This is a genomic window from Pseudomonas sp. RW407 (assembly GCF_003176655.1).
Lineage (GTDB): Bacteria > Pseudomonadota > Gammaproteobacteria > Pseudomonadales > Pseudomonadaceae > Pseudomonas > Pseudomonas delhiensis.
The window spans coordinates 1,890,332-1,902,732 of record NZ_QGSL01000107.1 but is presented as its reverse complement, the minus strand read 5'-3'; the positions used below and the strand labels follow the sequence as shown (position 1 = coordinate 1,902,732).

The 12,401-nt window shown below is 68.2% G+C and carries 9 protein-coding genes; 6 read left to right on the top strand and 3 right to left on the bottom strand.

Annotation, left to right across the window (positions count from 1 at the left end; all coding sequences use genetic code 11):
* Positions 1-114: 114 nt before the first annotated feature.
* The 3 genes from DK254_RS32665 to DK254_RS32655 all read left to right on the top strand — a co-directional run bounded on the left by DK254_RS32665 (position 115) and on the right by DK254_RS32655 (position 3,604).
* Positions 115-663: a cupin domain-containing protein gene (locus DK254_RS32665; RefSeq protein ID WP_089390766.1), complete on the top strand. Its 549-nt coding sequence runs from the start codon at positions 115-117 to the stop codon at positions 661-663.
* A 158-nt stretch (positions 664-821) separates the two neighbouring features.
* The gene (locus DK254_RS32660; RefSeq protein ID WP_305888143.1) at positions 822-1,247 is read left to right on the top strand and encodes a cytochrome c5 family protein; all 426 of its coding nucleotides are present in this window, start codon (positions 822-824) and stop codon (positions 1,245-1,247) included.
* A gap of 503 nt (positions 1,248-1,750) precedes the next feature.
* Positions 1,751-3,604, top strand: a complete 1,854-nt coding sequence (locus DK254_RS32655; RefSeq protein WP_109937379.1) for an acetyl-CoA hydrolase/transferase C-terminal domain-containing protein — start codon at positions 1,751-1,753, stop codon at positions 3,602-3,604.
* 133 nt (positions 3,605-3,737) lie between these two features.
* Here the strand turns inward: DK254_RS32655 and DK254_RS32650 are convergent, their stop codons facing one another.
* Positions 3,738-4,310 (bottom strand): xanthine phosphoribosyltransferase, encoded by a 573-nt coding sequence (locus DK254_RS32650; protein WP_109937148.1) that lies wholly within the window; start codon positions 4,308-4,310, stop codon positions 3,738-3,740.
* A 269-nt stretch (positions 4,311-4,579) separates the two neighbouring features.
* Positions 4,580-6,589 (bottom strand): DNA helicase Rep, encoded by a 2,010-nt coding sequence (gene rep, locus DK254_RS32645; RefSeq protein WP_109937147.1) that lies wholly within the window; start codon positions 6,587-6,589, stop codon positions 4,580-4,582.
* 232 nt (positions 6,590-6,821) lie between these two features.
* Between rep and DK254_RS32640 the strand changes: the two genes are divergently transcribed.
* On the top strand, positions 6,822-8,546 hold the full coding sequence (locus DK254_RS32640) for a putative bifunctional diguanylate cyclase/phosphodiesterase (protein ID WP_371921194.1): 1,725 nt from the start codon (positions 6,822-6,824) through the stop codon (positions 8,544-8,546).
* Here DK254_RS32640 and DK254_RS32635 read toward each other — a convergent pair.
* Positions 8,518-9,915 (bottom strand): NorM family multidrug efflux MATE transporter, encoded by a 1,398-nt coding sequence (locus tag DK254_RS32635; protein WP_109937145.1) that lies wholly within the window; start codon positions 9,913-9,915, stop codon positions 8,518-8,520. The genes DK254_RS32640 and DK254_RS32635 overlap by 29 nt on opposite strands.
* Positions 9,916-10,057: 142 nt before the next feature.
* On the opposite strand from DK254_RS32635, the gene DK254_RS32630 reads away from it, so the two are divergent.
* Together DK254_RS32630 and DK254_RS32625 are read left to right on the top strand one after the other, a co-directional pair.
* Entirely contained in the window at positions 10,058-10,978 is a 921-nt protein-coding gene (locus DK254_RS32630) for a LysR substrate-binding domain-containing protein (RefSeq protein WP_109937144.1), read from the top strand.
* Positions 10,979-11,156: 178 nt separating this feature from the next.
* Positions 11,157-12,209 (top strand): phosphorylcholine phosphatase, encoded by a 1,053-nt coding sequence (locus DK254_RS32625; RefSeq protein WP_109937143.1) that lies wholly within the window; start codon positions 11,157-11,159, stop codon positions 12,207-12,209.
* Positions 12,210-12,401: the final 192 nt, after the last annotated feature.

The following is a 12,401-nucleotide window of genomic DNA, read 5'->3' as shown; positions in this document are numbered from 1 at the left end:
TACTGAACGGTGTTGCCATGATACGGAGCACTTCGGAACCCGCTCGCCGCAAGGCGCAGGCGGGTTCCGGCCGTTAGAGCCTGGCAGAACAAGAAATTAAGGAGGACTCCACCCTTGGACGTTGGCGCTCGTCTGCAAGCCATCCGCAAACTCAAAGGGCTGTCCCAGCGTGAACTCGCCAAGCGCGCGGGCGTCACCAACAGCACCATCTCGATGATCGAGAAGAACAGCGTCAGCCCGTCGATCAGCTCCCTGAAGAAGGTGCTGGGCGGCATTCCCATGTCCCTGGTGGAATTCTTCTCGCTGGACATCGAGCAGGACAGCAACACCCAGGTGGTCTACAAGGCGGACGAACTCAGCGACCTGTCCGATGGCGACATTGTCATGAAGCTGATCGGCAAGGCCTACCCCAGCCGCGCCATCACGCTGCTCGACGAGACCTACCCGCCAGGCGCCGATACCGGCAACGACATGTACTCCCACGAAGGCGAGGAGACCGGCGTGCTGGTCGAAGGCCGCCTGGAACTGACCGTCGGCGACGAGGTGTACATCCTCGAAAGCGGCGACAGCTACTATTTCGACAGTACCCGCCCGCACCGCTTCCGCAACCCCTTCGAGGCGCCGGCGCGGCTGATCAGCGCGACGACTCCGGCAAATTTTTAGAGGCGGCTGAGCCGCCTGCGACCGTATGACGCAAGGCCTCCGCGGCCCTTGCAATTGTTTCAGGCGCGCGGTCTTCCGTTATACTTGCGCCCGCCCGCGCCGCCGAGACTGCGATGGATACCGTGCCCGGGCGTACAAGCCACGATGAGGGTAAAAGGGTGAACCTGATAAAGAAAATCCTGGTGGCCCAGGCCGCCGTACTGGCCCTGCTGGCCGCTGGCGCCCAAGCCACGACCAATGACGACATCGCCAAGCGCCTGGAACCGGTGGGCAAGGTCTGCGTCCAGGGCAAGGAGTGCGAAGGCGTCGGCGCCGTCGCTTCCGCCGGAGGTGGCGGTGCGCCGCGTTCGGGCGAAGAGATCGTCGGCAAGGTCTGCACCAACTGCCACGGCACCGGCCTGCTGGGCGCGCCCAAGGTGGGCGACAAGGGCGAGTGGGGCAAGCGCGCCAAGGAGCAGGGCGGCCTCGACGGCCTGCTGGCCAAGGCCATCTCCGGCATCAACGCCATGCCGCCGAAAGGCACCTGCGCCGACTGCTCGGACGACGAGCTGAAGGCCGCCATCGAGCACATGTCCGGCCTCTGATCCACGGCCTGACCTGACAGGAAAAGCCGCTTACGGGCTGATGCTGTCCGCTTAAGAAAGAATGCCGTTTCTCTGTTTGGGGAAACGGCATTTTTCATAGGGGGCTTCGTTTGCGGTTATGGCCCTGCGCTCCGATCCCCAACCCGTCATTCCCGCGAACGCGGGACGCGGCGCCATCGCGAACAGAGTCTCCTACGGTTCAGGGAAGCACGGGCGTAGGAGCGGACTTTGTCCGCGATTGGATTCACCGGCCACGCCGGACACCCCGGTGGCACGAACGGCCCCCTCTCCCTCCGGGAGAGGGCTGGGGTGAGGGCGCGGAGGCAGGTTGAGCGCCTTCGCTGAACCACCGCATCGCTTGAATGAAAAGACGGCGGAGCGTCCCCGGCGGTTTCCGGTCCAAACTGGACAGGGAACCCACGGAGGATCGCACCTTGGCGCACCGCTGCACCCTCGACGAAGCCGTCGACCGACTGCTGGCCGGGCTCGATGGCCCGATACGCCTGGGCCTGCCCCTGGGCCTTGGCAAGCCCAACCACCTGGTCAACCAGCTCTACCGGCGCCTGGGCGAGCAGCCGGCGCGCCAGCTGACGCTCTACACCGCGCTGTCGCTGGGCCGGCCCCGGGCCGGCAGCGAGCTGCAGCGGCGCTTCCTCGAGCCCTTCGTCGAGCGCCTGTATGGCGACTACCCTGAGCTCGACTACCTGCGCGACCTGCGCCAGGGCAGCCTGCCGCCGAACGTGCGCGTCGAGGAGTTCTACCTGCAGCCGGGCAGCCTGCTGGACAGCGCGCCGGCGCAGCAGAACTACATCAGTTGCAACTACAGCCACGTCGCCCGCGACCTCGACGCCAAGGGCATCAACGCCGTGGCCCAGCTGGTCGCCCGCGACCCGGCGCGCCCCGGCAGGCTGAGCCTGTCGTGCAACCCGGACATCACCCTCGACCTGCTGCCCATGCTGCGCCGCCGCCGCGCGGCCGGCGAGCGCATCCTCTGTATCGCCGTGGTGCACCGCGACCTGCCGTACATGCCGGGCGACGCCGAGGTCGACGAGGACGTCTTCGACCTGCTGGTGGAGCAGCCGGCGGACGCCAGCACGCTGTTCTCCACGCCCTACATGCCGGTGGGCTGGCAGGACCACTGCATCGGCCTGCACGCCAGCGCCCTGGTGCGCGACGGCGGCACCCTGCAGGTCGGCATCGGCGCCATGGGCGATGCCGTGACCTCGGCGCTGCTGCTGCGCCAGCGCGACAACGCCGCCTACCGCGACCTGCTGGCGGCCCTGGCGGTGCCGCAGCGCCACGGGCAATTGATCGACCGCGAGGGCGGGCTGGGCCCCTTCAGCGAAGGCCTCTACGGTTGCAGCGAGATGTTCGTGCCGGGCCTGCTGGACCTGGCCGAGGCCGGCGTGCTGGGGCGGCGGGTCCATCCACAGGTACAGCAGCAGCGTGCGGACGCCGGCGAGGCCGTGCCCGGCGGCGTCTGGCTGCATGGCGGCTTCTTCCTCGGCCCGCGGGCTTTCTACCAGCGCCTGCGCGAGCTGCCGGCCGAACGCCTGGCCGGCATCGGCATGACCGGCATCGGTTTCGTCAACAACCTCTACCGCGACGAGGAGCTCAAGCGCCAGCAGCGCCGCGACGCGCGCTTCATCAACAGCGCCTTCACCGTGACCCTGCTCGGCGCCGGGGTGGCCGACCAGCTGGAGGACGGCCGCGTGGTCAGCGGCGTCGGCGGGCAGTACAACTTCGTCGCCCAGGCCCACGAGCTGCACGGCGGGCGTTCCATCCTGCTGCTGCGCAGCTGGCGCGAGAACGGCGGCGAGGTCAGCTCGAACATCGTCTGGAACTACGGCCACACCACCATCCCGCGGCACCTGCGCGACATGGTGGTGACCGAGTATGGCATCGCCGACCTGCGCGGCAGGAACGACGCCGAGGTGATCGAAGCACTGCTGGCCATCGCCGACTCGCGCTTCCAGGACGGCCTGATCGCCGAGGCCAAGGCGGCGGGCAAGCTGCCGGCGGACTTCGAGCTGGACCGGCGCCACCGCGACAACCTGCCCGAACGCCTGCAGGCGGTGTGCGCGCAGCACCGCGAGGCGTTGCCGGAATACCCGCTGGGCTGCGATTTCACCCCGGAGGAACGCGACCTGCTGCGGGCGCTGACCTGGCTGAAGAGCAAGCTCAGGCTCAGCGAGATCCTCGAACTGGGCAAGGCCACCCTGGACGCGCCGGAGCCGGAAGCCTTCCCGGCGCACCTGGCGCGCATGGGCCTGGAGCAGCCCGACGGACTGCGCGAGGAGCTCTACCAGCGGCTGATCCTCGCCGGCCTGCACGCCACCCGGAACGGCTTTGTGTAGGAGCGAGCTTGCTCGCGAACGACCCCGCTGCGGAATCCGTTCGCGAGCAAGCTCGCTCCTACGAAGAGAATGGAGGCATGAAAAAGGCGGGAACCCTTGCCGGGCGCCCGCCTTTTTCACAGCGCAGCCTGAATCAGTCGAGGAACTCGACCTCGCCACCCGCCAGGGACTTCACCCGGGCCAGGGATTCGACGCGGTAGCCTTCGCTTTCCAGCAGCTTGCGGCCGTCCTGGAAGGACTTCTCGATGACGATGCCCAGGCCGGCGATGCTCGCCCCGGCCTGCTGGATCAGGTCGATCAGCGCCTTGGCGGCGTGGCCGTTGGCGAGGAAGTCGTCGATCACCAGCACGTGGTCGGCGGCGGTCAGGTGCCGCGCGGAGATGGCGATGGTGCTTTCGGTCTGCTTGGTGAAGGAGAACACCTTGGAGATCAGCAGGTCGTTCTTCAGCGTCAGCGACTGGAACTTGCGGGCGAAGATCACCGGGATGCCCAGCTCGAGGCCGGCCATGACTGCCGGGGCGATGCCCGAGGCCTCGATGGTGACGATCTTGGTGATGCCCTGGCCCTTGAAGCGCTCGGCGAACTCGTGGCCGATCTGCTTCATCAGCAGCGGGTCGATCTGGTGGTTGAGGAAGGCGTCTACCTTGAGGACCTGGTCCGACAGGACGATGCCTTCGCTACGGATTTTGTCTTTGAGGGTGTTCAATTTTGGTGCTTCCTGGCGAAGCTGCTGTCGCGGGTGAAGCGCGCAATTCTACCTCGGAAGCACCGGCCTGCGCGACCTTCCGACAAAAGAAGAAGCTGATCGGGTGGACAGCTTCCGCTGGCCGTCGCCGTGGCATTCCATTGTAGGAGCGCGCCCTGCGCGCGAATCGCGGGCAGGGCCCGCTCCTACAGGTTGGCGGCGCATTTCCCGTCCGTGCCGGACGGCCATCGCGATAGTTGCTCCTACGAAGACGCAGGCCCCGCCGGGCTTCAGCGCTTGAGCAGCGCGCGGATGTCCGCCAGGGCGGCGTTGCCCTTGGCCGCCTTCACTTCCTGGGGCGCGTCCTCCTGGCCTTCCCAGACCAGGTCTTCCGGCGGCAGCTCGTCGAGGAAGCGGCTCGGCGAGCAGTCGATGATCTCGCCGTACTGCTTGCGCTTGGCGGCGAAGGTCATGGCCAGGTTCTTCTTCGCCCGGGTGATGCCGACGTAGGCCAGGCGCCGCTCTTCCTCGATGCTGTCGGCCTCGATGCTGGAGCGGTGGGGGAGGATTTCCTCTTCCACGCCGAGGATGAACACGTAGGGGAATTCCAGGCCCTTGGAGGCGTGCAGGGTCATCATCTGCACGCCGTCGGCGCCTTCCTCTTCCTCCTGCTGGCGTTCGAGCATGTCGCGCAGGACCAGCTTGGCGATGGCCTGCTCGATGGTCATGTCGCCGTCCTCGTCGCGCTCCAGGGTGTTCTTCAGCGCCTCGATGAGGAACCAGACGTTGCCCATGCGGAAGTCGGCGACCTTGTCGCTGGAGGCGTTCTGCCGCAGCCAGTTCTCGTAGTCGATGTCCATCACCATGCTGCGCAGCGCGCCGATCGGATCGCTGCCGGCGCACTGCTCGCGGACCTTGTCGATGAAGCGCTTGAAGCGCTGCAGGCGTTCGACGTAACGGGCATCCAGGTGCTCGCCCAGGCCCAGCTCGCCGGTGGCGGCGAACATCGAGCAGCCGCGCTCGGTGGCGTAGTTGCCGAGCTTCTCCAGGGTCGCCGAGCCGATCTCGCGGCGCGGCACGTTGATCACCCGGAGGAAGGCGTTGTCGTCGTCCGGGTTCACCAGCAGGCGGAAGTAGGACATCAGGTCCTTCACTTCCTGGCGGGCGAAGAAGCTGGTGCCGCCGGACAGGCGATAGGGAATCTGGTGGTGCTGCAGCTTCAGCTCGATCAGCTTGGCCTGGTAGTTGCCGCGGTAGAGGATGGCGAATTCGCTGTAGGGCCGCTCGGTCTTCAGGTGGATGGTGAGAATCTCCATGGCCACCCGCTCGGCCTCGGCTTCCTCGTTGCGGCAGCGGATCACCCGGATCGGGTCGCCTTCGCCCATCTCGCTCCACAGCTGCTTCTCGAACACGTGGGGGTTGTTGGCGATGAGGATGTTGGCGCACTTGAGGATGCGGCTGGTGGAGCGGTAGTTCTGCTCCAGCATCACCACCTTCAGCGAGGGGAAGTCGTCCTTCAACTGCATCAGGTTTTCCGGGCGCGCGCCGCGCCAGGCGTAGATCGACTGGTCGTCGTCGCCGACCACGGTGAAGTGCGCGCGCTGCTGCACCAGCAGCTTCACCAGCAGGTACTGGCTGGCGTTGGTGTCCTGGTATTCGTCCACCAGCATGTAGCGCACGCGGTTGCGCCACTTCTCGAGGATGTCCGGGTGGTCCTGGAACAGCTTCACCGGCTGCAGGATCAGGTCGTCGAAGTCCACCGCGTTGTACGCGCGCAGGGTGCGCTGGTAGTGCAGGTAGACCATCGCGGCGGTCTGTTCCTTGGGGTTGCGCGCCTTGGCCAGGGCTTCCTCGGGCAGGATCAGGTCGTTCTTCCAGGTGCCGATCAGGCCCTTGATCTCGTCCAGGCCGTCGTCGCCGGAGTACTCCTTCTGCATGATGTCCGTCATCAGCGCCTTCACGTCGCTCTCGTCGAAGATCGAGAAGCCGGGCTTGTAGCCCAGGGCGGCGTATTCCTTGCGGATGATGTTCAGGCCCAGGTTGTGGAAGGTGGACACGGTCAGGCCCTTGCCCTCGCCGGGGCGCAGCAGGGTGCTGACGCGCTCCTTCATCTCGCGCGCGGCCTTGTTGGTGAAGGTGACGGCGACGATGTACTGGGCGCGGATGCCGCACTGCTGGACCAGATAGGCGATCTTGCGGGTGATCACGCTGGTCTTGCCGGAGCCGGCGCCGGCCAGCACCAGCAAGGGGCCGCCGACGTAGTTCACGGCCTCTTGCTGCCGGGGATTGAGTCGGGACATGGGGAAGGAGGAAATTTCATGGCGAAGCGGGCGGCCATTCTACCAGCCCCGCCCGGGGCTGCGGAAAAACGGCGATCTGTGACGCCGTCGCGTTTCGCCGTTTTGGATAAATTCATACTTGTATTAGGCTTGTGGCAGCATTAGTTGAAGAAAACTCTGAAGAGTTTCCTTGGTTCCGCGCCGACAGACGGCAACGCACGGGCGCTGGAACGCCAATCCGGATGGCCGGGGCATGGGATGGCGCCCGGGGTATTCCTTTTCTTTTCATGGGGGTCGCTTGGCTGCGTCGGTCGAGTCCACGCGCCTGCTCCTGCTGGCCGAAACGCCGCAGTGGGCCCAGCTGCTGCGCGAGCATCTCGCCGCGCTGGGCAATGCGTATTCGCTGATCACCGCACCTTCCTGGGAGTCCGCCCGCAGCCTGTTCGACGAGGACGAGGTCGGCCTGGTGCTGGCCACCCCGGGCAGGCTGCCCTCGCGGGAGAACTGCCGGCTGCCGGTCATCCTGCTGCTGGAGCGCGAGCCCGCGCAGGCGCCGGCCGGCGTGGCCGACTGGCTGACGCCGCAGCAACTGAGTGCCGAGGTGCTGCGCCGCTCCCTGCGCTACGCCCGCGAGCGCAGCGGCCTGGAGGCCACCCTGCAGCGCCTGGCCGAGCAGGACCCGCTGACCGGCATCGCCAACCGCCAGGGCTTCCAGACGCTGCTGGCCGCGCAGCTGGACGAGTTCCAGGGCCGCGGCCTGGCCCTCGGCCACCTCGATCTGGACAACTTCCGCCACGTCAACGACTCCCTCGGCCACCAGGCCGGCGACCGCCTGATCCTGCAGGTGGTGGCGCGCCTGCGCTCGCAGCTGGAGCACGGCGACCGCCTGGCCCGCCTGGGCAGCGACGAGTTCGCCCTGCTGCTGGACACCCGCCGCGACCCGCGGCGCGCCGAACGCCTGGCCGAGCGCATCGTCGAGGTGCTGGGCGAGCCCTACTGGGTGGAGGGCGAGAGCCTGCTGCTGGGCTGCAGCCTGGGCCTGGCCCATGCCCGTTCCGGCGACAGCGCCGACGCCTTGATGTGGCACGCGCACATCGCCATGCAGCAGGCCAAGATGGGTCAGGGCTGCACCTTCCACCTGTTCGACGAGCGCATCAACCGCGGCGCGCGCAGCCTGGCCGAGCTGGAGAGCGAGCTGCGCCGGGCCCTGCGCCGCGACGAGCTGGAGCTGCACTACCAGCCGCGCCTGGACCTGGAGAGCGACACCATCGTCGGCCTCGAGGCCCTGGTGCGCTGGCGCCACCCCAGCCGCGGGCTGCTCACCCCGGGGGACTTCGTGCCCCTGGCCGAGGAGAGCGGGCTGATCGTGCCGCTGGGCTACTGGGTGATCGCCCGCGCCCTGCGCGACATGCAGTGGCTGCTCGGGCGCGGCCTGCCGCCGCTGCACATGGCCATCAACCTGTCGTTCCGCCAGTTCCAGGACAGCCAGCTGCTGCCCACGCTGCAACGGCTGATCGCCGAGCGCGGGGTGGATGCGCGCTGGCTGGAATTCGAACTCACCGAAACCGCCGTGATGCGCCGCAGCGAGCAGGTCCTGCAGACCATGCAGACGCTGGGGCAACTGGGGGTGCGCTTCTCCCTGGACGACTTCGGCACCGGTTTCTCCTCCTTCGTCCACCTCAACAGCCTGCCGATCACCCTGCTGAAGATCGACAAGAGCTTCGTCGGCGGCATGTCCGAGCGCGCGGAGAACCGCCAGCTGGTGCGGGCCATGATCAACCTGGCGCACAACCTCAACCTGGAAGTGGTCGCCGAGGGCGTGGAAAGCGCCGAACAGCGGCAGCTGCTGCGCCAGTTCGGCTGCGACCAGGTGCAGGGCTACTGGATCAGCCGCCCGCTGCCGCTGGCGGAGCTGGCGCGCTTCCTAGTGTTCGGCGCCGGGCGCGCGCTCAGGCAGCGGGACCCGGCCGGTAACTGAAGCCCGGCGCCACGGCCGGGCGCAGCAGGCGCGCGGTGCGCGCCTCGAAGGCCAGGCACAGGCCCAGCGCGGTGCACGCCAGCCCTGCCGCCAGCCCCCACCAGACGCCGTGCGGGCCCCAGCCGAAGGGGAAGGCCAGCAGCCAGGCCAGCGGCACGCCCGCCAGCCAGTAGCCGGCCAGGCCCACCAGGAAGGTGGTGCGGGCGTCCTTGAGGCCGCGGATGGCGCCCATGGCGATGCTCTGCAGGCCGTCGAAAAGCTCGAACCAGGCGGCGATCGCCAGCAGGCTCACGGCCAGTTGCACCACCGCCTGGTTGGCCGGCTGGTCGAGGTCCAGGAACAGGCCGATGACCTGGCGCGGCGCCAGCCAGAACAGCAGGGCGAAGGCGAACATGCACAGCGCGCCGAAGCCGATGCCCGCCCGCCCGGCGCGGCGCGCCTCGGGCAGGCGGCCGGCGCCGTAGTGCTGGCCGATGCGGAAGGTCACCGCGTAGGAAATCCCCACCGGCACCATGAAGGCCAGGTACACCGACTGGATGGCGATCTGGTGCGCGGCCAGCGCGGTGGTGCCGATGGCGCCCATGCACAGGGTGGCCACGGCGAACATCCCCGACTCCACCGCGTAGGTGCCGCCGATCGGCAGGCCCAGGCGCAGGGTCTCGGCGACCTGCCCGCGCTGCGGCCGGCCCAGGCCGCGCAACAGCGGGTAGCCGGCGTAGGCCGGGTGCCAGCGCAGGTACAGTGCGAGGATCAGCGGCAGGGCGTTCATCACGATGGCGGTGACCAGGCCGATGCCGGCCAGGCCCAGGCGCGGCAGGCCGAACCAGCCTTCGAGGAAGGCGTAGTTCAGGCCCAGGTTGGCCAGCGCGCCGAGCACGCTGATGGCCATCACCGGGCCGGGCCGCTCGATGGCGCTGGTGAAGCCGCGCAGCACCATGAAGGCCAGGTAGCCGGGCAGGGCGAAGAGAATGCTGTGCAGAAAACTCATGGTGCCGTGCACCGTCGCCGGCGCCTGGCCGAGCGCCAGCAGCAGCGCCTCCAGGTTCCACAGCAGGCTGCCGGCCAGCAACGCCAGGCCCAGGCCGACCCATAGCCCGGCGCGGGTGGCAGCGGCCGCGCCGGCGCTGTCGCGCGCGCCATGCCGGATCGCCACCAGGTTGCCGGTGGCCGCCACCACGCCGCTGCACACGGTGGAGACGAGAGCGTAGGTGGAGGCGCCCAGGCCCCCGGCGGCCAGGGCCTCGGGGCCGAGCTTGCCCATCATCAGGGTGTCGGTGAAGACCATGGCGACATAGGCCAGCTGGGCGGCGATCAGCGGCCCGGCCAGGCGCAGGATCGCCCGCAGTTCGGTGTGGTAGGGGGTGTGCATGGCATGAGTCTGGCTTGGGCTGGGCCGCGTCCGGCGCGTCCCGGGTTCGTCGATTGGCCCATTCTGGTGGGGCGCGGGGCCTTCCCACAAAAGGAAAAAAACGATGCAATACATGAGTAAGACTCATGTATGAAGGCCCACCATGTCCCGCCGCCTGCCACCGCTCTATGCCCTGCGCGCCTTCGAGGCGGCCGCCCGGCACGCCTCCTTCACCCGCGCCGCCGAGGAGCTGGCCATCACCCAGAGCGCGGTGAGCCGCCACGTGCGCACCCTGGAGGAGCACTTCGACTGCCAGCTGTTCCAGCGCCAGGGCCGCCAGCTGCGCCTGACCGAGCCGGCGCGCCTGCTGCTGCCGGGCCTGCGCGATGGCTTCGACGCCCTGGAGCGCGCCTGCGCCAGCCTGCACAGCGACGAGGACGTGCTGCGCCTGAAGGCGCCCTCGACCCTGACCATGCGCTGGCTGCTGCCGCGCCTGAGCATCTTCCGCATGGCCAACAGCGATATCGAGGTGCAGCTGACCAGCGCCTGGATGGACGTCGACGCGGTGGATTTCGCCCGCGAGCCCTTCGACTGCGCGGTGCTGCTCGGCGATGGGCATTTCCCCGCGGAATGGGAAAGCTGCCTGCTGTTCCCCGAATGGCTGATCCCGGTCGGCGCCCCGCAGCTGCTCGACGACGGCCCCTGGGACGTCGGGCGGCTGGCCGCCGCGGAACTGCTGCACCCCACGCCGGACCGCCGCGACTGGCGCCGCTGGCTGCAGCGCATGGGGCTGTGCGACCAGGTGTCGCTCAAGGGCGGCCAGGTGTTCGACACCCTGGAGCTGGGCATAGTCGCGGCCACCCGTGGCTACGGCCTATCCATCGGCGACCTGGTGATGGTCGCCGAGGACGCCGCCGCCGGCCGCCTGGCCCTGCCCTGGCCCAGCGCTGTGGCCAGTGGCGAGAGCTACTACCTGGTGTGGCCGAAGGCGCGCCGGCAGCAGGAGCGCCTGCGCCGTCTGAGGGGCTTTCTTCTCGCCGAAGTCAGCGCAATGCGACTGCCCCAGGTGGAAGTGCTGGAGTAGGTTGTAGGACGTTTCCAGGCCCCCTGCGGCCGGAATGCGCATGCGACGCCCAGCCGCCTGTCTGGCCCTTTTCCCCCTTGCTACGGTCGCGGAGGAGGGGGAAACGCCCGGCGCCAATGATGGGCCACAGCCCGCATCGCCGCGCCTTCCCCGACATTCGCAACCGGGGGAACATTCGATGAAAACCTGTGGACTACTGTTCGGCATCCTGTTGCTCGGCGGCCTGGCCAACGATGCCGTGGCCACCACCGAACTCCAGCACTGGCCGGCGCCCGCGGCGAAGCAGCTCGACGCGCTGATCGCGGCCAACGCCAACAAGGGCGCCTACGCCGTCTTCGACATGGACAACACCAGCTACCGCTACGACGTGGCCGAGGCGCTGCTGCCGTACCTGGAGAATCACGGCGTGCTGACGCGGGAGAAACTGGACCCGTCGCTGGCGCTGATTCCCTTCAGGGACCGCAAGGAGCATAAGGAAAGCCTGAATAGCTACTACACCCGCCTGTGCGAGTTCGACCACCGCGTCTGCTACCCCTGGGCCGCCCAGGCGCTTTCCGGCCTGACCCTGCGCGAGCTCAAGGGCCACGTCGACGCCATGATGGCGAGCGGCAAGCCGGTCAAGAGCGACTACTACGACGGCGACACCCTGCGCAGTGTCGAGGTGCAGCCGCCACAGTTGTTCAGCGGCCAGCAGGAACTGTTCAACCGGATGATGGAGCACGGCATCGAGGTCTACATCCTCACCGCCTCCCACGAGGAACTGGTGCGCATGGTCGCCAGCGACCCGAAGTACGGCTACAACGTGAAGCCGGAGAACGTCATCGGCGTCAGCACCCTGCTCAAGGACCGCAAGACCGGCGCGGTGACCACCGCGCGCCGGCAGATCGCCGAAGGCAGGTACGATCCCGAGGCCAACCTGGACCTGGAGTTCACCCCCTACCTGTGGACGCCGGGCACCTGGATGGCCGGCAAGACGGCGGCCATCCAGACCTACATCGACCCGTGGAAGAAGCCCATCCTGGTGGGCGGCGACTCGCCCAGCAACGACGGCCACATGCTGTTCCACAGCACCGCAGACGACGGCCTGCACCTGTGGGTGAACCGCAAGGCCAGCTACATGGACCAGCTCGACGCCATGATCAAGGCCAACGCCGACGCCCAGTCCGCCCTCGGCCAGCCGGCCAGCGCCGACAGGAACTGGCTGGTGGTCACGCCCGAGGAGATTCTCTGAGCCACCGGCGGGGCGGCCCGTTGCGCCGCCCCGCCGCTTCCAGGCATGCCCTGTCGCTCCTGGCCAAGTCCTGGCGCGCAGGCAACGCCCGAGGTCGCGTTCATCGCAGGACTGCAACACGGCTTTGCTAGGGTGAAGGCTGGACTAGTCCAGGGAACGGCCCGCGCCGGGTCTTTCCACCCACAAGACCAC